The organism is Streptomyces hebeiensis (assembly GCF_052983195.1).
The window spans coordinates 6,961,238-6,978,197 of sequence record NZ_CM129812.1 but is presented as its reverse complement, the minus strand read 5'-3'; the positions used below and the strand labels follow the sequence as shown (position 1 = coordinate 6,978,197).

General features: G+C 71.6%; 17 protein-coding genes and 2 pseudogenes. 3 read left to right on the top strand and 16 right to left on the bottom strand.

Annotated features, from left to right (window positions below; all coding sequences use genetic code 11):
- Nucleotides 1–15: 15 nt before the first annotated feature.
- The 8 genes from hypA to ACU6P3_RS29930 form a co-directional block, all read right to left on the bottom strand.
- Nucleotides 16–390 carry a hydrogenase maturation nickel metallochaperone HypA gene (gene hypA / locus ACU6P3_RS29965; protein WP_447194956.1) on the bottom strand — a complete coding sequence of 125 codons (375 nt, stop codon included), beginning with the start codon at nucleotides 388–390 and terminating at the stop codon, nucleotides 16–18.
- A gap of 60 nt (nucleotides 391–450) precedes the next feature.
- On the bottom strand, nucleotides 451–600 hold the full coding sequence (locus ACU6P3_RS29960; RefSeq protein ID WP_447194955.1) for a hypothetical protein: 150 nt from the start codon (nucleotides 598–600) through the stop codon (nucleotides 451–453).
- Nucleotides 601–699: 99 nt separating this feature from the next.
- Nucleotides 700–906 carry a hypothetical protein gene (locus ACU6P3_RS29955; protein ID WP_030740999.1) on the bottom strand — a complete coding sequence of 69 codons (207 nt, stop codon included), beginning with the start codon at nucleotides 904–906 and terminating at the stop codon, nucleotides 700–702.
- 15 nt (nucleotides 907–921) lie between these two features.
- Nucleotides 922–1,533, bottom strand: a complete 612-nt coding sequence (locus ACU6P3_RS29950; RefSeq protein ID WP_447194954.1) for a DUF5947 family protein — start codon at nucleotides 1,531–1,533, stop codon at nucleotides 922–924.
- Nucleotides 1,530–2,096, bottom strand: coding sequence for a NifU family protein (locus ACU6P3_RS29945; protein ID WP_447194953.1), 567 nt, complete (start codon nucleotides 2,094–2,096; stop codon nucleotides 1,530–1,532). The genes ACU6P3_RS29950 and ACU6P3_RS29945 overlap by 4 nt, the downstream gene beginning before the upstream one ends.
- Nucleotides 2,089–3,888 carry a nickel-dependent hydrogenase large subunit gene (locus tag ACU6P3_RS29940; RefSeq protein ID WP_447194952.1) on the bottom strand — a complete coding sequence of 600 codons (1,800 nt, stop codon included), beginning with the start codon at nucleotides 3,886–3,888 and terminating at the stop codon, nucleotides 2,089–2,091. Before ACU6P3_RS29940 ends, ACU6P3_RS29945 begins: the two co-directional genes overlap by 8 nt.
- A 7-nt stretch (nucleotides 3,889–3,895) precedes the next feature.
- Complete coding sequence (locus ACU6P3_RS29935) at nucleotides 3,896–5,014, bottom strand: NADH-quinone oxidoreductase subunit B family protein (protein ID WP_447194951.1); 1,119 nt, start codon at nucleotides 5,012–5,014, stop codon at nucleotides 3,896–3,898.
- Between the two features lie 179 nt (nucleotides 5,015–5,193).
- Nucleotides 5,194–6,612 (bottom strand): hypothetical protein, encoded by a 1,419-nt coding sequence (locus ACU6P3_RS29930; protein WP_447198126.1) that lies wholly within the window; start codon nucleotides 6,610–6,612, stop codon nucleotides 5,194–5,196.
- 550 nt (nucleotides 6,613–7,162) lie between these two features.
- Between ACU6P3_RS29930 and ACU6P3_RS29925 the strand changes: the two genes are divergently transcribed.
- Both ACU6P3_RS29925 and ACU6P3_RS29920 read left to right on the top strand, forming a co-directional pair.
- Complete coding sequence (locus ACU6P3_RS29925; protein ID WP_447194950.1) at nucleotides 7,163–8,890, top strand: enoyl-CoA hydratase-related protein; 1,728 nt, start codon at nucleotides 7,163–7,165, stop codon at nucleotides 8,888–8,890.
- Nucleotides 8,891–9,083: 193 nt separating this feature from the next.
- Nucleotides 9,084–9,998, top strand: coding sequence for an SDR family oxidoreductase (locus ACU6P3_RS29920; RefSeq protein ID WP_447194949.1), 915 nt, complete (start codon nucleotides 9,084–9,086; stop codon nucleotides 9,996–9,998).
- A 324-nt stretch (nucleotides 9,999–10,322) separates the two neighbouring features.
- On the opposite strand, the gene ACU6P3_RS29915 is transcribed toward ACU6P3_RS29920, so the two are convergent.
- On the bottom strand, nucleotides 10,323–10,763 hold the full coding sequence (locus ACU6P3_RS29915; RefSeq protein WP_447194948.1) for a VOC family protein: 441 nt from the start codon (nucleotides 10,761–10,763) through the stop codon (nucleotides 10,323–10,325).
- A 395-nt stretch (nucleotides 10,764–11,158) separates the two neighbouring features.
- Nucleotides 11,159–12,265 carry a glycoside hydrolase family 43 protein gene (locus tag ACU6P3_RS29910; protein ID WP_447194947.1) on the bottom strand — a complete coding sequence of 369 codons (1,107 nt, stop codon included), beginning with the start codon at nucleotides 12,263–12,265 and terminating at the stop codon, nucleotides 11,159–11,161.
- Between the two features lie 94 nt (nucleotides 12,266–12,359).
- On the opposite strand from ACU6P3_RS29910, the pseudogene ACU6P3_RS29905 reads away from it, so the two are divergent.
- Nucleotides 12,360–12,592: pseudogene (locus ACU6P3_RS29905) on the top strand (hypothetical protein); the annotation flags it as partial.
- A gap of 474 nt (nucleotides 12,593–13,066) precedes the next feature.
- Here ACU6P3_RS29905 and ACU6P3_RS33605 read toward each other — a convergent pair.
- From ACU6P3_RS33605 to ACU6P3_RS29875, 6 genes and pseudogenes are all read right to left on the bottom strand, one after another.
- Nucleotides 13,067–13,447: pseudogene (locus ACU6P3_RS33605) on the bottom strand (alpha/beta fold hydrolase); the annotation flags it as partial.
- Between the two features lie 61 nt (nucleotides 13,448–13,508).
- Nucleotides 13,509–14,651, bottom strand: a complete 1,143-nt coding sequence (locus ACU6P3_RS29895; protein WP_447194946.1) for an FAD-dependent oxidoreductase — start codon at nucleotides 14,649–14,651, stop codon at nucleotides 13,509–13,511.
- 403 nt (nucleotides 14,652–15,054) lie between these two features.
- Entirely contained in the window at nucleotides 15,055–15,750 is a 696-nt protein-coding gene (locus ACU6P3_RS29890; RefSeq protein ID WP_447194945.1) for a TetR/AcrR family transcriptional regulator, read from the bottom strand.
- Nucleotides 15,751–16,165: 415 nt separating this feature from the next.
- Nucleotides 16,166–16,537 (bottom strand): hypothetical protein, encoded by a 372-nt coding sequence (locus ACU6P3_RS29885; protein ID WP_447194944.1) that lies wholly within the window; start codon nucleotides 16,535–16,537, stop codon nucleotides 16,166–16,168.
- Entirely contained in the window at nucleotides 16,534–16,698 is a 165-nt protein-coding gene (locus tag ACU6P3_RS29880) for a hypothetical protein (protein ID WP_447194943.1), read from the bottom strand. Before ACU6P3_RS29880 ends, ACU6P3_RS29885 begins: the two co-directional genes overlap by 4 nt.
- Nucleotides 16,695–16,931 (bottom strand): hypothetical protein, encoded by a 237-nt coding sequence (locus tag ACU6P3_RS29875; protein WP_447194942.1) that lies wholly within the window; start codon nucleotides 16,929–16,931, stop codon nucleotides 16,695–16,697. The genes ACU6P3_RS29880 and ACU6P3_RS29875 overlap by 4 nt, the downstream gene beginning before the upstream one ends.
- Nucleotides 16,932–16,960: the final 29 nt, after the last annotated feature.

Here is a 16,960-nt window from a genome sequence, read left to right as displayed (position 1 = left end):
GGAGCGGGGCCGCGTTCACCGCCGGCGGGGGACCGGCCCCGCGTCCTCCCGCAACTCGACGCGGACGACCTCCAGTTCGCGTCCCCCACGCAATCCGGTCGAGGGCTGCTCGCAGCGCGGACACCAGAAGAGGGGCGGCATCCCGACCGGGAACTCGGCCGCGCACGGCTCGCAGTACGCCCGGGCGGTGACCTTCTCGACGACGAGCGCGGCCGTGGCCAGTGCCGTGCCCTCGCGCGCCACCTCGAAGGAGAAGGTGAGGGCGTCGGGGACGACACCGGCCAGTTCGCCCAGCCGTACGGTGACCGAGGAGACACCGGCCGCACCGTGCTCGCGCGCGACCTCGGCCGCTCGGTCGACGATCGCCGTCGCGATCGACAGTTCATGCATGACCGCTCCCGGTACCGGTACGGAATGTCGTCGGTGTACGGGCCGTCTTCCCCCGTGGGGTCACCGCCGGCGGCGGATGCCGGGCCGGAAGCCCACGATCCGCCAGATCTTGATCTCACGCACCAGTCCGGGGAACTCCCTCACCAGCAGCGCGAGCGCCAGTCCGCCCACGAGCGCGGCCTGTGCCATCAGTACCCGTTCGGCCTTCATCCTTCGCTCCTCGTCCTCTGCTCCTCGTCGTCCTTTCGTACGGCCGGCCCTCCGTACGGCCGGCCGTACGCTCCGGGTTCGCGTGGCGACACGGCACCGTCATCCCGGGGGGATGCTCGGCATGGTCTTCGCGACCGCGTTGTGCTTCTTCCAGTGGATGCCGGTGGCCCGCCGGGCGTCGGCGGTGCCGTCCATGTGGTGTCCGGGCTGCCGCCGGTACGGGCCCCTGTTGCCCTGCCGCATCCCGCGGACGTGTGCCGGGGTGTCGGGCTTCGCCTGGGGTTTGCCGACTCTGATGCCGCTCATCTTCCACTCCACTCCTTACCGCTGTTCGGTGAGTTCCCCGAAGAACCGCTCCAGGGCGGGCCACACCCGGTCTCCCCCGGACATCCCCCGCCAATGGCGGCGTACCAGGGCGACCATCCGGAAACAGTCGTCGACCGGGACGATCCAGTGGTGCCGAAGGCCGCGTGCGGTGTTGACCAGCAGGGCCTCCACGTCGGGCGCCAGGGTGTCCAGCGGGGGGCAGCGCGCCACGGCCTCCCGCCAGGCCCGTGGATCCGCCTCCCACCGGGTCGCCCCGGCCGGGCTCGGGTAGTGCGCGGTCACCGTGGTGTCCGGCCGCCGGACGAAGAAGGCGAGGCCGACCGGGACTCCCAGGGCCTTCGTGTCGACCGGGGGCAGCCGTACCCGTCGCCGGGGCACCAGCCGGTAATGCCCTTCTCCGGCCTCTTCCTTGACGAAGAGCAGCGAGCAGGGCCGGCAGGCGCACAGGATCTCCTGCCGGCCGACGTCGAACACATGACGGTGGTCGGCCGGTACGGGAGCACCGCAGAGGTCACAGGGTTCGGCGGCGTCGGTCCGCGTGGCCGACCGGCCCTCCGCGTGGTCGGCGGACCCGCGCAGGACCCGGGCCAGGGCGCCGGTGGTCATGTCGGCTCTTTCGCGGGGGCCGCCGGGCCCGCCGGGGCGACGCGCCGCGTCAGGGTGTCGAGGGGGACGAACGCGGGCGGCCGGGCCGGGTCCTTGACCCGTTCCACTCCCGACAGCTCGGGGGCGGCGGCACACAGTGCTTCCCGGACCGCCTCCTCGAGGCCGGCGGACGCGGAACCGCACCCCTTGGTGGTCAGCCGTACCCGGGCCACACCACCGTCGATCCCGGCCAGTTCCAGGTCACCGCCCCGTTCGCGGACGGCCGGCCGCAGTACGTCGACGGCGCGCGCGACACGGCGGTCCGTGGGGTCGGGGTGGATCTCGTGCAGCACCAGCAGGTGCCCGAGCAGTTCGTCGTCGGCCAGCCGGCCGGCCAGCCGCCGGTCCGCGTGGTCCAGCACGCGGGCCAGCGCCTCGCCGTAGATCTCCGTCAGGGCCCGCACCGTCTCGATCGCCGTCCGCGCGGCCGGCCCGGGCTCGGCCTCCAGCTGTTCGAGCAGTTCGTCCACGCGGCCCAGCCGCCCGGCGACCGCCGTGTCGTCGAGCCGCGCGACGTCAGCCATGGCTCGCCCCGTACGTCGGTGTGTGCGACACCTGCATCGACTTGCCCTTGCCGAGATACATGTGCACCCCGCAGGGCAGGCACGGGTCGAAGCTTCGGACGGTGCGCATGATGTCGACACCCTTGAAGTCGTCGGGGCCGTTCTCCTCGAAGATCGGCTGGCCCTGGACGGCGTCCTCGTAGGGACCGGGCGTCCCGTAGCTGTCGCGGGGGCTGGCGTTCCAGGGGGTCGGCGGGTACGGGTGGTAGTTGGCGATCTTCTTGTCCCTGATCACCAGGTGGTGCGAGAGGACGCCGCGGACCGCTTCGTGGAAGCCGCAGCCGATCGCCTCGTCCGGTACCTCGAATTCCTGGAAGACCCTGGTGTCCCCGGCGCGGACCAGTCCCATGGCCTGTTCGAGGAACTGGAGAGCCATCGCGGCGGCGTAGGCGACGAAGTACGGCCTCGCCCGGTCGCGTTCGATGGTGTTGCTCCACTTCGGGATCTTCCACTCCAGCGTCATCTCCGGCAGTTCCTCGCTCTTGGGCAGGGAGATCCGCACGCTGTGCCCGGTGGCCTTGATGTACGGGGTCTCGACCAGTCCGTTCAGCGCCGTCGACCACAGCCTGGCGAGCGGGCCGCCCCCGGTGTCCAGCGCGAGGTGCTGATCGGTGTTGCGGTCGTACCAGCGCGGGCTCATCACCCAGCTGTACTTGCCGTCGAACTCTCGCTTCTGCGGCACCGGAACCGTCGTCTGGTTCCACGGGTGGCGCATGTCGACGGGGTTGCCGAGGGGGTCGTGGGTGACGAACGGCTCCTCGGCCACCCAGTCCTCGTAGTAGGAGCTGCCGAGCAGGATCCGCAGGCCGAGGTTGATGTCGACCAGGTTGTTGGTGACGAGCGCGCCGTCCACGACGACCCCGGGGGTGACGTACATCGCCTTCCCCCAGCCGTTCATCGTCTCGTAGCGGTAGTCGCAGACGTCGGGGTTCTGCCACGCCCCCCAGCAGCCCAGCAGGATCCGGCGGCGTCCCACTTCCTCGTAGCCCGGCAGGGCCTCGTAGAAGAAGTCGAAGACGTCGTCGTTCATCGACACCGCCCGCTTGACGAAGTCGAGGACCCTCATCAGCCGGGAGAGGTAGTCGGTGAACGTGGTCGGCTCGGGCATGGTGCCGACACCGCCGGGATACAGCGTGGAGGGATGGACGTGACGCCCCTCCATCAGGCAGAACATCTCGCGCGTGACGCGGCTGACCTTGAGGGCCTGCTTGTACACCTCACCCTCGAAGGGGTTGAAGGCGCGCATGATGTCGGCGATGGTCCGGTAGCCGTGGATCCGCCCGTTCGGTGCCTCGGTGCGTTCCGCCGTGGCCAGCAGGCCCGGGTTGGTGGCCTTGACCATGGCCTCGCAGAAGTCCACGAACACCAGGTTGTCCTGGAAGATCGTGTGATCGAACATGTACTCGGCGGCTTCTCCGAGGTTGACGATGTGTTCGGCGAGCGGCGGGGGTTTGACGCCGTAGGCCATCTGCTGGGCGTAGTCGGAGCAGGTGGTGTGGTTGTCGCCGCAGATGCCGCAGATGCGTGACGTGATGAAGCCCGCGTCGCGCGGGTCCTTGCCCTTCATGAAGACCGAGTAGCCGCGGAAGAGGGACGAGGTGCTGTGGCACTCGACCACCTCGCGGTTGGCGAAGTCGATCTTCGTGTAGATGCCGAGGTTGCCGATGATCCGGGTGATCGGATCCCAGGACATGTCCACGATCTGCCCGGGTTTCCGCTTCCCGGCCCGGGTGCGCTCCTCGGTTGACGTCATGGTGCTCCTACCTCGTTCCTCGCTGCGGGCGCGCCGGTGAGGGGCGCCAGTACGGGGCGTAGCCACTGGTCAGTTCCGGCTTGTTGTGGTGCCACTTCGGTTCCTGGTTCACCGCGATGTTGGTGATGCCGCGCATGCGCCGGATGAACGCCCCGTAGGGCTTGATCAGGATCGACGACAGGCTGCCGCCCGCGGGCTCGTCCATGAAGGGCATGAAGGTGTCGGGGAAGCCGGGCATCGTGCAGCCGATGCAGATGCCGCCGACGTTGGGGCAGCCTCCCAGGCCCGCCATCCAGCCCCGCTTGGGCACGTTGCAGTTGACGACCGGTCCCCAGCAGCCGACCTTGACCTGGCACTTGGGCGAGTTGTAGTCCCGGGCGAAGTCGGCCTGCTCGTAGTACGCGGCTCGGTCGCACCCCTCGTGCACCGTCCTCCCGAACAGCCACTGCGGGCGCAGCATGTGGTCGAGCGGGGGCGGCGGCGCCGAGCCCGCGGCGTGGTGGAGCACCCAGATCAGGGTCTCCATGAAGTTCTCCGGCTGGATGGGGCAGCCGGGGACGTTGACGACGGGCAGGCCGCCCCGCGACGTGAAGTCCCAGCCGAGGTAGTCGGACAGGCCCATGGATCCGGTGGGGTTGCCGGCCATCGCGTGGATGCCGCCGTAGGCGGCGCAGGTGCCCGCGGTCACCACCGCCCAGGCCTTGGGGGCGAGCCGGTCGATCCACCAGTTGAGGGTGAGCGGTTCCCCGGTGTCCGGGTCGTTGCCGAACGACGTCCAGTAGCCGTCGCCCTCGATGATGTTCTGGTTGGGGATCGAGCCCTCGATGACGAGGATGAACGGGGTGAGCTCGCCGCGGGCCGCCGCGCGGTACGGGGCGAGGAAGTCCTCCCCGCCGAGGCTCGGGGAGAGCACCTTGTTGTACAGGTTCACCTTCGGCAGCCCGGGGATCAGCCCGAGCACGACGTCCTCGATCGACGGCTGGCCGGCGGCCGTCATGGAGACGGTGTCACCGTCGCAGCTCATTCCCTCGGAGATCCACAGGATATGGATCTCGTCGAAGCCGGCCCGTTCCTGGTCCCCTCCGGGCTCCCTGCTGACTTCTGTGGTGCCGCTTTCGATGCTCATGTGCTCGGCCTTCGCTGTAGTCGGTCTCTGGGCCGGCCGTAGGGCCGCGGCCGCCGGGCCCGTGAGCGCCGGCTCCGAGTGTCCGGGGGCGCTCCGCGCCGCGTGCTGGTGCCGTGAGGGGCACGAGGACGGCTCACGGACCACGGGCCCGGCCATGTCCGGTCACCGGCCGGCGGTGGTCACGCCTCGACGGCTCGACCGCGTCCATGGCGCTCCTCCTCGTCCGGGCCGGCGGCCGGCGGCCGGAGTTCGTCGGGCCGGAAGTAGCGGAACCGGCCGTACCAGTCGTTGAGTTCGGCGGCGGGATCGTCGTCGAGGGTGACGGCGACGTGCACACTGCCGTCCACGTCGTGGAACACCGCCGCCACGCGCGCGGTCCGGCCCGCGAGGAACATGTCCTGCGCGTCGGAGCCCCGGCCGCGCGGGCACAGCCTGACCGGACTGCCGCCCGCCACGGGCACCCCGTCGACCAGCACGCTGTCCGTGGAGGGCGACAAACCGTCGTCGCCGCCCTCCCGCCACCAGGGAAGGGAACCGCGCTCCGGGGCGGGCTCCGGCGCGGACGGCCGGGATGCCCCGGCGGGCCCGAGCGAGCGGATGGCACCGTGCAGTCGGGAGAAGACTTCCGGCGGCATGGCCTCGACCCGGTCCAGGATCCGCGCGGCCCGGCTGTCGGTGGCCCGTGCCTCGTGCTTCTCCTCGTCGGTCAGCAGCAGCGTGCGCAGTGTCAGGATCTCGTCGATCTCGGCGGCGTCGTGCAGGTCCCCCGGGCTCTCCGGCGCCACCTGAGGGTGGTCCGGGAGGATGATCGGCGACGAGAGCACGGCACGGCGGGAGCCCGTCGCCCCGGCCAGCACCGGGAACGTGTACAGGTTCCGGCAGTCCCGCGCGTGTTCCTCGGCCTCCTCCGGCGGATCGATCAGCGAGAGGAATTCCAGCCCTTCTCCGCCGATGAACGTGTGGGTGGCGACGAGCGCCTGACGCAGGGCTTCCTCGCGGGAGACCGCCGGGCCGGCCGCGGTTCCGGTGTTCTCCGTACGAACGGTGAGCCGGCAGAGGCCGTCGGGGCCCGTGAGGCGCCGGGCCCGTACCACCGTCCTGGCCGCAACGCGCTCGCACCGGCGCACGACACGCCCGGCGAGGTCCGGAAGCTCCTCCGTCTCCTCCCCGGCCGGCGCGCCCACGGCGAAGCACCGTTCACCGTCCAGCAGGTCCGCCAGCGGGACGACCAGGTCCGTCTCGCACGGCAGCGCCTCGTCGAACGTGAGGTGGGTGGTGCCCGTTCCCAGCGCCAGCGACTCCACCGGGTGGTGGCGCCCGTCGCGGTCTCTGCGCTCCACGCGTTTGTGCCACACCCGCAGGTAGCGCACCCGTACCCGTACGACGGCGGTGCGTTCGGCGCGCGTGAGGCATTCGGTCTGTTGGTACCAGGAATCGACCGAGCCCGAGAGGCCCGGCGGCACGGGGCCGTTCGCCTCCGCCCAGTTCCTGGGTGTGAGGACGCCGAACTGCCAGCGCACCCGGTTCTTCGGCGAGGACCTGCGATAGGGGTAGAGCAGGTAGCCCTCGTACAGGACGGCATCGGCGATTGCCGCCATCCCGTGGAACGCGTCCGTACCGTGCACGGGGCCGTCGTCCACACTCCGAAGGGGGCCGCTCTCCCCACCCTGAAGGGGCTCGCTCTCAGCCGGTTCCCCGAAAGGACCACCCAGGAGATGACCACCTGGGGGATGCTGCTGCGCCATCTCGCCTCCCAGCGCGACGATCCACGTCTCCTTCGCACGCCCGGGGCCGAGGACACGGTGTGCCCGGCGGAGGGCGCCCCGACAGGTCCGTGGCCCGTTCCTCTCGGGCTCACACTCGCACCGCTCGTCCGGTGCCGCGTTTTTTCGGGCCATTGGGGTGACATGCGATCCGCGTGTTCCGCCCGCGGTGAGCCGCTTCCCGGGCACGGAACCCCTTCCGGGGCGGGGCGCGGACCCGCCCGGCGCCCGTGCCGTGGATTCACGGACGCCCGTGCCGTCGACCTCGGCGCCCGTTCGACGTAATTCCCCGCGTGGGCCGGGCGGGCTCCTCCACCCGCCCCGGGCCCCGGGCCACGATGCTGCCCTCCTCCCCCGGTCCGCCCCTCACCTCCCAGGGAGCCTCATGGACGTCCTGCTCGTCGCCAGCGCCTTCAACAGCCTGTCCCAGCGGGTGTACGCCGAGCTGTCCGACCGGGGCCACCACGTGGACGTGGTGCTCGCGGGGCGCGGGGACGCGCACGGGGACACGGCGGTGCGCGAGGCCGTGCGCGAGGCGCGGCCCGACCTGGTCCTCGCGCCGATGCTGAGGACGGCCCTGCCGGAGGACGTGTGGTCGTCCCGTACGTGCCTGATCGTCCATCCCGGGCCCCCCGGGGACCGGGGCCCGTCCGCGCTGGACTGGGCCATCGCCGGGGGAGCGACACGCTGGGCGGTGACCGTCCTCCAGGCCGAGGCCGAGTTGGACGCCGGTGACATCTGGGCGAGCGTCCCGTTCGACGTACCCCCGGTCGGCAAGAGCGACCTGTACCGCAACGAGGTGTCCGACGCGGCGGTGGCGGCGGTCCTGCTCGCCGTGGAGCGGTTCGGCAGCGGCTCCTTCAAACCGCGTCCTCAGCACGATCCCTCGGTCGGCGTCGTACGGCGCGCCCCCTGCCGGCAGGAGCACCGGCGCATCGACTGGCGGAGAGACACGACGGAGGCGGTGCTGAGCAGGCTCCGGGGCGCAGACTCCCGGCCGGGGGTGCTGGACGAGCTGTGCGGCGAGGAGTTCTTCCTGCACGGCGGCCACCCGGAGGACGAGTTGCGCGGACGCCCGGGAGAGCTGCTGGCGACGCGTAGGGGCGCCGTGTGCCGGGCCACGCTCGACGGTGCCGTGTGGATCCCCGAGCTGCGGCCCCGGCGCCGGCCGGGCGGCCCCGCCACGTACCGGCTCCCCGCGGCCGCCGTGCTGGGCGGCCGGCTCGCCGGTGTGCCGGAGGAGCCCGCACCCCTGGAACTGCCCGAGCGGCGGCGCACCTGGGCCGACATCCGCTACGCGCAACGCGGCGACGTGGGCCTCCTGCGCTTCGGCTTCCCCGGGGGCGCCATGAGCACCGACCACTGCCGCCGGCTGCTCGCCGACTACCGGTACGCGCTGACGCGGCCCACCCGGGTCCTGGTGCTCGGCGGGACCCGCGACTTCTTCTCCAACGGCATCCACCTCAACGTCATCGAGGCCGCCGCCGATCCGGCCGCCGAGTCCTGGGCGAACATCAACGCGATGGACGACCTCGTCGAGGCGGTGCTGCGTACGACGGACCGGCTGGTGGTCGCCGCGCTCGCCGGGAACGCGGCGGCCGGGGGCGCCATGCTCGCCCTGGCGGCCGACGAGGTCTGGTGCCGCGCCGGAGCGGTCCTGAACCCCCACTACCGGCGGATGGGGCTGTACGGATCGGAGTTCTGGACGTACACGCTCCCCCGCCGTGCCGGGACGGAGGCCGCCGAGGAACTCATGGCGCGGGCACTCCCGGTGAGCGCGGCCGCGGGCGCCCGCGCCGGGCTCGTGGACCGCGTCCTCCCCGTGTCCCCGCCGAACTTCGCCGCCACGGTGGAACGCATGGCCGCCGAGTCGGCACACGCCCCGGATCTCGCGCGCAGGGTCGCGGCGAAGCGAACGGCGCTGGAGCGGGACGAGGCGGCCCGGCCGCTGGCCGACCACCGCCGCGCGGAACTCGCCGCCATGCACCGGATCTTCTTCGACCCGCTAGCTCCCTACCACCGACTGCGTACGGCCTTCGTCCACAAAACCGGCGACGGATCCGCCCGGCCGCTGATGCCGCCGCCCGGCCTCGACCTGGCCACCACGCCGTAACCGTCAACCGTCCACGCGCGAGGACGTGCCGAGTACCCGGCGGGGGCACCCGGACGGGAAGGCCGCCGAAGACCTTCGGAAAAGCCGACAGAAGCTGTCCGCTTTCCGCGCGAGCATCGTGCCGTCGACGTCCCCACGGGCGTCGGCACCGCGGTGTCGGCACGGCACGGCACGTGAACACGGAAGGACAGACATGTCAGCAGCACTGCACGGCAGGATCGCTCTCGTCGCGGGAGCGACGCGCGGGGCCGGCAGAGGGATCGCGGTCGAACTCGGCGCGGCCGGGGCCACCGTCTACGTCACCGGCCGGAGCACCCGGCGGCAGCGGTCGGAGTACGACCGTCCCGAGACGATCGAGGACACGGCCGATCTGGTGACGGAGGCGGGCGGCCGCGGTATCGCGGTGCCGACCGACCACCTGGACCCCGACCAGGTCCGCGCTCTCGTGGAGCGCGTCGAGGCCGAGCAGGGCCGGTTGGACGTGCTGGTCAACGACATCTGGGGCGGGGAAAACCTCTTCGAGTGGAACCTCCCCGTCTGGGAGCACGACCTCGACAAGGGACTGCGGCTGCTCCGGCTCGCGGTGGAGACCCACGCCATCACCAGCCATCACGCCCTGCCCCTCCTGCTGCGCAACGAGGGCGGCCTGGTGGTCGAGATGACCGACGGAACCGCCGAATACAACCGGCACACCTACCGGAACTCGTACTTCTACGATCTCGCCAAGGCCTCGGTGCTCCGGACGGCCTTCGTCCTGGGCCACGAACTGGGGCCGCGGGGCGCCACCGCCGTGGCACTGACACCCGGCTGGATGCGCTCGGAGATCATGCTGGATCAATTCGGTGTCACCGAGCAGACGTGGCGCGCCGCGCTGGAGCACGAGCCGCACTTCTGCATCTCCGAGACACCGTCCTACGTCGGACGCGCCGTCGCGGCCCTGGCCGCGGACCCTCAGGTGAGCCGTTGGAACGGTCGGTCGCTGTCCAGCGGCGGACTCGCACAGGTATACGGCTTCACCGATCTCGACGGCAGCCGGCCGGACGCCTGGCGGTACATCTCCGAGGTCCAGGACGCCGGCAAGCCGGCCGACGCGGCCGGATACCGCTGACCCGGAACCCGCCTCGCGCCGGGGCCTCGGCCGCGGTGTGCCATGTCGGTCAGCAAGCCGGCGCACCCGCCCGTGCCCTGGTCGTGGACCGTGCGGGGCAGGCGTACGGCCGTGCTCCGGGCCCCGCGCGAGACCAGGCCCAGGACCGCCGTGACGGCGCGGCCACGACGGCGAGGACGAGCCCACCGGGTATGTCCTGGCGGCCCTGGACGAGTTGCGTACGGTGAGTGCGTCGCTGGGCCGAGCGGACAGATCGTCCCGCTCATCGGCTGGTGGCGCATCGACCCGTCGCCCGTCAGGCCCGCAGACGCAGGCCGCTCCTTCTCAGCGCAGTTGCTCGGCCAGTCCGACGATGATGCCCTCCGGGCCGCGGACGTAGCAGAGCAGATAGCTGTCCTCGAACCGGGCGATCTCGCCGAGGAGTTCGGCGCCGTGAGGGCGCAGGCGGGCAACGGTGTCCTCGATGTCGTCGACGGCGAACATGACGCGGTGCGTGCCCAGAACGTTGTGCGGCCGGTTGCGCGGCCCCGCGGTGATCACCGCGGGGCTGCGGTACTTCGCCAGCTCGAGCCGGCCGTGACCGTCCGGGGTCCGGACCATCGCGATGTCACAGCGGACGCCGTCGAGTCCGGTGCACTGGTCGGCGAAGAGGCCCTCCACCTCCGCCCTGCCCTCCAGCTCCATGCCGAGTTCCACGAAGAACGCGATGGCGGCATCCATGTCCTCGACGACGATGCCGACGTTGTCCATCCGCTGAATCGCCATGCCGGCTTCTCCTTCTTCCTCGTGCGGCCGGTGGTGGCCGCTCCCATGAAGACGATCAGCCGCAGCGTGCCGTCCCCGCTTTTCCCGAACTCCACTGGCATGGTCCTGACGCTGGTGACGTCCGCGGCCGGTCGGAGATCTTCCGTCGAACCCTCCGGATGACCGACGTCCCCTCGGATGGTGCCGTCCGCCGGCCCCGCTGAGTCCCGCCGGGGTGCGCCGTCTCGGTCAGGGCGGCGCGCCCCGGCGGGGCGAAGGTCACCCGGCCTGCTCCCGCGGGTCCACCGCGGGAGCGGGCTCGGGCCTCGCGGCGCAAGCGGCCGCGCACGAAGCGGCGGACATGCGGTGAACGACACCGCGGAGACGGTCGCGACCGGTCGTCAGGGGCACGGTTCTCACTCGAAGAACTTCAGGCCGTACCCGACGTTGGTGGTGGCGCCGGGAACATTGGCCCGGCGGTAGGTGGTGTCGCCCCACCAGACGGCCGTGCCGGTGTACCAGTAGCGGTTGGACCACGAGTACGGTGTGCCCTTGGCGACCGCGTGGAACATGGTCGGGAACCGGTTGCCGGACGGTGGACCGGCGGCCACGTCGCCGCGCGGCAGGACGAACGTGTGGTGGCCGGGGCCGTCGACGTTCAGTGTGGGGTCCCAGCCCGACATCATGGACGGGGCGTACGAGCCGAACAGACAGCCGTTGCTCTTGTACCAGTCCCATACGTACGTCGGATCGCCACCGGCCCGCAACCGCAGGTCCGCGAGGCAGTACTTGCTGCTCCAGCTGCCGTTCGCGGAGTACACGACGTGCAATTGCCCCTTGGGGTCGACGATCGGCTGGGGCGCCTCGTTGATGTACGGGTTTCCCACGACCCGTTCCCACGACTCGCGCGGCTGCGAGATGACGTAACGGCCGCCGGTGGTCGTGGTGGGACCGCTCATCCGGGCGACGTACAGGTTCTGCTCGACATTGGTGTCGCCGGACCAGCCGGACCAGACGAACCAGCGCTGACCGCCGAACGTGAACGGCACTCCGTCGATGGCCCACTTGTCACCGGGCAGGGCGACCTTGGTGGCGGCGGAATAGCCGGTGTCCGCGCTGGTCGAGCTGATGTGGTACATCCGGTGGGCCGCGCCGCGGCCGGCCGCGAAGTAGATGCGGTAGTGGCCGTCGTGATACACGATCTCGGGGGCCCAGACCTCGCCGAGGTCGCCGGTGTCCCGCCACACCTGGTGCTTGGGCGCGGTGGCGACACCCTCCAGAGTGGACGCCGTCCGCACCGCGATGCCGCCGTCCACGGACTTGGCGGAGACATAGAGGTCACCGACCTTGATGACACTCGGGTCCGCGCCGCCGACGAGGGCGCGGCCGAGCACGGACGCCTGGTCGTCCGCCACCGCGGCGATGGCTTCGGCGGGACCGGCCGTGGTCACAGCCTGCCCGAGGGCAAGCGTGCCGACGAGTCCGAGCGGAACGAGGCCGGCGAGCCAGCGAATGGGGGACATCAGGTTTTCCTCCTGGTCGTGTTCATGACTGAGAGCGCTCTCAGAGCATGTCCATGCGGTGAGCGGCCGTCAATATCAATATGAGGAATGGCCCCGTCTTTCGCCGTCGGCGTGGAAGCGGGCCGTGCACTCCAACCCCGGAGCTGCCCGAGAGCGCGCTGGACCGCGACGCGTACGTGGTGTGCGTGCTGGAGCAGCTCTACCGCGCGCTGAACCGGCGCGACGTGTTCGCCTCGCCGTCGAACCGGTGGGCGGACCCCGCGGGCGTGGCTGCTGGACGGCAAGCAGTGGGACGCGGTCGCCGACGCCGATGTCGCCCGGTTGTCCCCGCTCAAGCACGCCCACCTCAACTGCGTGGGCCGCTACAGCTTCCCGCGCCACTGTCCCGTCGGAAGCGGCCCGCGCCCGCTGCGCGATCCTGCCGGCCCCGACGGCGTCGAGGACGACGAGCGGTGAGCGAGTCCGACGTGCGGACCGGGTTGCGCCCCCGAAGGGCCTGGGGTGGACCGACCGTGTCCGTGCCCCCGAGCGGCTCGACGAGGGCGCGTGGGGGAACGCCGCGGCGTAGGCGCGGCCGAAGCCGGGGGTGACGACTGTGTCGTCGGTGCCCCAGATCACCAGGACCGGGCAGGTGACGGTGGAAAGGCGGGGCAGCATGCCGGCGTCTGCCATGGCCGGCCCGGCGTAGGCGCGCATGGCGGCCATCGCCTGTGCGGACGGTCCGCCCTGCGGCGCCAGTCCTCCGGCCGCCGGAGCCGGTGGCCCGACGGGCACGGTGATCTGCTGGCCGGGTATGACGGGGCCGATGGCGTCCATGAGGACGAGCCGGGAGATCCGGCCCTCGCGGTCGTCCAGGACGGTCTGGGTGGCGACCCAGCCGCCGAAGGACGTGCCGATCACCGTCACGTCGTTCCACTCGAGGTGGCCGAGAAGTTCCAGGTAGGCAGCGGCAAGTGCGGGCACGCAGTCCAGGACGTCGGGCCGTACGGTGCCCTCCCAGCCCGGATGGGTCGGCGCGACCACCCTGTGATCCGGTGCAAGGTGGTCGATCAGGGGCGTGATGCTGGAGGGGCCGGGGCCGCCGTGCAGGACGAGGACCGGGCTGCCACTGGTGCCGGCCACGCACAGGTCGAGGTCGAGGCCGGGCCGTAGCGGTACGGCGCGCTGCAGGGGTGCGGTCATGAGGTGCTCCTGGACGCGGGGGGTCGGTGGCCGAGGGGTCCGGTGGCCGTCGGGGCGGGCCTCACTGGGCTGCCGGGTCGGAGGTGAAGAAGGCGACCATCTGCTCCAGGCCGCGCTCGCCGAACATCGTGTCCAGGTTGGCGGCGGACTCGGCGGCGGATTCCTCGCTGCGCGGGAAGAGGGCCTCCTCGTACGCGGCCAGGGCGGCTTCGGTGTCGCCGGGGTGGGCGGCGATGGCCAGGGCGAGTTCGGCGCCGTCGAGCATGGCGAGGTTGGCGCCCTCCCCGGCGAAGGGGGACATCACGTGGGCGGCGTCACCGAGCAGCGTCACGCCCGGGACGGGGTCCCAGCGGTGCCCGACGGGCAGGGCGTGAATATGGCGCGGGGTGATCATGTCCGCGTCGGCGACCAGGGCGCGCAGGCTCTCGTCCCAGCCCTCGAAGTGGGCGAGGACCGCGGCCTTGGCGGCGATCTCGTCGGTGAAGTCGACTGTGTCCAGCCAGCCTTCGTCGGCCTTGAGCGCGGTGTAGACGTGGAGACTGCCGTCGCTCTCCCGGTGCGCGAGGACACCGCGCTCGTGCCCCAGCGCGACGAAGAACCCACCGCCGATGTCCGCAGCGCTGCGCGGGTGGCGAGTGTCGGCGTCGAACAGGTCGGTCTCGACGAAGGAGATACCGGTGTAGGCGGGCCAGGCGCTGGAGACCAGCGGCCTGATCCGGGACCAGGCGCCGTCCGCGCCGATCAGGAGATCGGTGGTAATGGCCGAGCCGTCGGCGAACGTCACCTCATGACGCCCGTCGCCCAATGCCCGGGCCCCGGTGACCTTACGGCCCCAGTGGATCGTGCCGTCGGGCAGGGAGCCCAGCAGCAGGTCACGCAGGTCACCGCGGTCCACCTCCGGCCGGCCGCCGGTGCCGTCGTCCTCCTCGGCCACGTGCACCGTGCCGTCGGGGCCGAGCAGGCGCATGGCCTGACCCCCCTCGTGGACGATCTTGAGGAAGTCGTCGTGGAGGCCGGCGGCGTGCAGGGCCTTCTGCCCGTTGGTTTCGTGGATGTCGAGCATCCCGCCCTGCGTACGGGCCGCCGCCGACGCCTCCAACTCGAAGATCGCCGACTCGATGCCGTTGACGTGCAGGACGCGGGCGGCGGTCAGGCCGCCGAGCCCCGCGCCGATGATCGCTATCGGGAAATGGCTGGTGCTCAAGGGGGCCTCCGGAAGCAGTAGGGGAATACCTCGGTGCGCCGAGTCATCGCCGCCGACGCCGCAAGGCTCCTTGCTAGTGCCGCGACCGGCAAGGTTTGCCCGTCAAGGAGCGGCGTCCGGTGCGTGTGATCGCAAGGCGGTCAGAAGTCCATGTAGCGGAGCTACCTGGGCTTCTGGCCAACGCGGCGAGCGCGCGTGCCGGGCGTCGCGACGGGGCAAACGTTGCCGGGAGGGGCACTAGGGCGGCGTGCACGGCGGGGCGGCAAGGGGTGCCTCGGCCACGGCGCCACCGTAACGAACACGTTCGCTACGAACAAGTTCCGCGCCGGTAGCGTCAGGCGGCGAGGAGGACTTCCGTGTCTCCTGGCGGCGTCCGCCGTCACGCGGGCCCCCGCCCCCGGGCTCAGCCCCCTGCGCCCGGGACAGGTGTGCGCGTGATGCCGTTGACGAGGACGTCGAAACTCCAGCGGATCCTGTCCGGCACCGAGCCGCCGATCAGGGCGGGCATGTGCGCGGTGATCGCCGGATGCGTGGCGGGGTCCACGGCGTGCAGGGCACGCGCGGTGGCCCTCCACTCGTCCTCGGAGGCGGGGTCGTGCTCACTGGTGGAATGCTCGGCAGCGGTGGCTGTCGCATCCTGGAGCAGTTTGTCCAACCCCCAGGCGACCTGCTCGCGGCCGGCCCCGCTCTGCGAGAGGAGATCGAGGATGCGCTCCACCAGGCGCAGGTAGTTCTCGCCGCTCGGGCGGGCGACGAGCGCGGCCCGCGCGAGCTGCGGGTGCTCGAACAGCACCTGGGTGTACGACGTCATGACGGCACGGAGCTGCTCGCGCCAGTCCCCACCGCCGTCCCGCCCGGTCAGGTCGACCTCGCCGAGCAGGGAATCCAGTACGGCCGCGTGCAACTCGGCGGTGTTGGCGACGTAGACGTACAGCGACGCCGGGCCGGTGTCCAGCTCCTGCGCCAGGCGACGCATCGTGACCTTCCCCAGCCCCTCCGCCCGCATGATCCGCACGGCGGTGTCCACAATCCAGTGCCGGGACAGGGCGGGCTTCGCCGGACGGTCCCGGCGGCTGATCGGCTCTCTTCCTACAGTCATAACCCGATCGTAACGAACATGTTCGCTGAGCGGGATTGCCCGGTTCACTCGCGCAGGGCGGTCCGGTCGGTCTGCCGGCCCGTGTACAGGATGAGCCAGGCGCGCCAGGACCAGGGCTGCGGTCGGTTCTCGATCGGCTTGGCCCCAGCGGCGATGGCGGTGGCCCACTGAACGCGGAGCGGAGCCGATACTGGGGATCGCCCTCTCGTCTCGTACGGGTCGGGTGGGCCCGGGGCGGGCGGTTGGTTGGGACGCCTTGCGCGCCTGTCCCGGGGGCGGAGCTACAGCTCAGAGCCTGGAGTTGAGCCGTCTGCACGGGCTCCTTCAGAGGCCGACTCTCGGTTGGTGAGTCCTGAGGGGCCACTGCGACCGCTCCGGCTCCGTCAAAGCGGGGGCGGAGCGGCACAGAGTGCGCTCAGCTCTGGGTTCGGCCGACCGTGGTAATGGCGTCGCGCAGGTGGGCGCGCGCCCAGGCCAGCAGTGAGCGATGGTCGTTCTCCTTGCTGGTCAGTGCGTCGGTGAGGTAGTCGGCAGCGGAGTCCAGGTGTTTGCTGGCGTCCTGCCGGTTGCCGATACTGGACGCGCCGGGGACGTCGCGGACATCTTCGGCCAGGTCGATGAAGGCGTTCGGGGCGGTCCCGCGCGGCGGCCGGTCGCCGATGAGGGCGTCGAGGTCGGTGGCGAAGCAGCCGCGGAGCGCGGCGAAAGTGTCGGTCCTGGTCTGGACGGCCGTGCGGGTCTCCTTGTCAGAAGTCGAGCCGGATCGTGATGGGGATGCGCGGGTCACCGGCTCGGGGTATGAACGGTGCGGCGGTGGGCGGCGAGGCCGGCGCTCCCGCCCTGGATGGGCAGGTGGCAGTCCGGGCAGCCGTGGAACCAGTCGTCCCGGTCGGGGAGTTCGGCCGGGGTGAGCGGATGCGGGCGCGGCCCGTCGGCGGCGCGGCTCACGCGCGGACCGCGTCCGCGTGCTGCGCTTCCAGGTCGGCGCGGCCCTCGGGGTCGTCGCCCTGGAGGGCGTGGTCGTCGGCCTCCTGTTCGACGTCGTCGGGGCCGCCGTGGACGGTGCGGCGCACGTCCGGGTCGTTCATCGGCTCGCCGGTCAGGGCGCGCAGGAGGTCGGTCACGTTGTGGACCGGCGCCCACGCCGCGCCCTCGCCTTCGTCGTCGGCAGGGCAGCCCACCAGGACCTCGAAGCCGACGTCGCCCGACC

Excerpts from the sequence above, each read along its gene's own strand:
- hypA (WP_447194956.1), bottom strand. The coding sequence starts at position 390 with ATGCATGAACTGTCGATCGCGACGGCGATCGTCGACCGAGCGGCCGAG.
- ACU6P3_RS29960 (WP_447194955.1), bottom strand. The coding sequence starts at position 600 with ATGAAGGCCGAACGGGTACTGATGGCACAGGCCGCGCTCGTGGGCGGA.
- ACU6P3_RS29955 (WP_030740999.1), bottom strand. The coding sequence starts at position 906 with ATGAGCGGCATCAGAGTCGGCAAACCCCAGGCGAAGCCCGACACCCCG.
- ACU6P3_RS29950 (WP_447194954.1), bottom strand. The coding sequence starts at position 1,533 with ATGACCACCGGCGCCCTGGCCCGGGTCCTGCGCGGGTCCGCCGACCAC.
- ACU6P3_RS29945 (WP_447194953.1), bottom strand. The coding sequence starts at position 2,096 with ATGGCTGACGTCGCGCGGCTCGACGACACGGCGGTCGCCGGGCGGCTG.
- ACU6P3_RS29940 (WP_447194952.1), bottom strand. The coding sequence starts at position 3,888 with ATGACGTCAACCGAGGAGCGCACCCGGGCCGGGAAGCGGAAACCCGGG.
- ACU6P3_RS29935 (WP_447194951.1), bottom strand. The coding sequence starts at position 5,014 with ATGAGCATCGAAAGCGGCACCACAGAAGTCAGCAGGGAGCCCGGAGGG.
- ACU6P3_RS29930 (WP_447198126.1), bottom strand. The coding sequence starts at position 6,612 with ATGGCGGCAATCGCCGATGCCGTCCTGTACGAGGGCTACCTGCTCTAC.
- ACU6P3_RS29925 (WP_447194950.1), top strand. The coding sequence starts at position 7,163 with ATGGACGTCCTGCTCGTCGCCAGCGCCTTCAACAGCCTGTCCCAGCGG.
- ACU6P3_RS29920 (WP_447194949.1), top strand. The coding sequence starts at position 9,084 with ATGTCAGCAGCACTGCACGGCAGGATCGCTCTCGTCGCGGGAGCGACG.
- ACU6P3_RS29915 (WP_447194948.1), bottom strand. The coding sequence starts at position 10,763 with ATGGCGATTCAGCGGATGGACAACGTCGGCATCGTCGTCGAGGACATG.
- ACU6P3_RS29910 (WP_447194947.1), bottom strand. The coding sequence starts at position 12,265 with ATGTCCCCCATTCGCTGGCTCGCCGGCCTCGTTCCGCTCGGACTCGTC.
- ACU6P3_RS29890 (WP_447194945.1), bottom strand. The coding sequence starts at position 15,750 with ATGACTGTAGGAAGAGAGCCGATCAGCCGCCGGGACCGTCCGGCGAAG.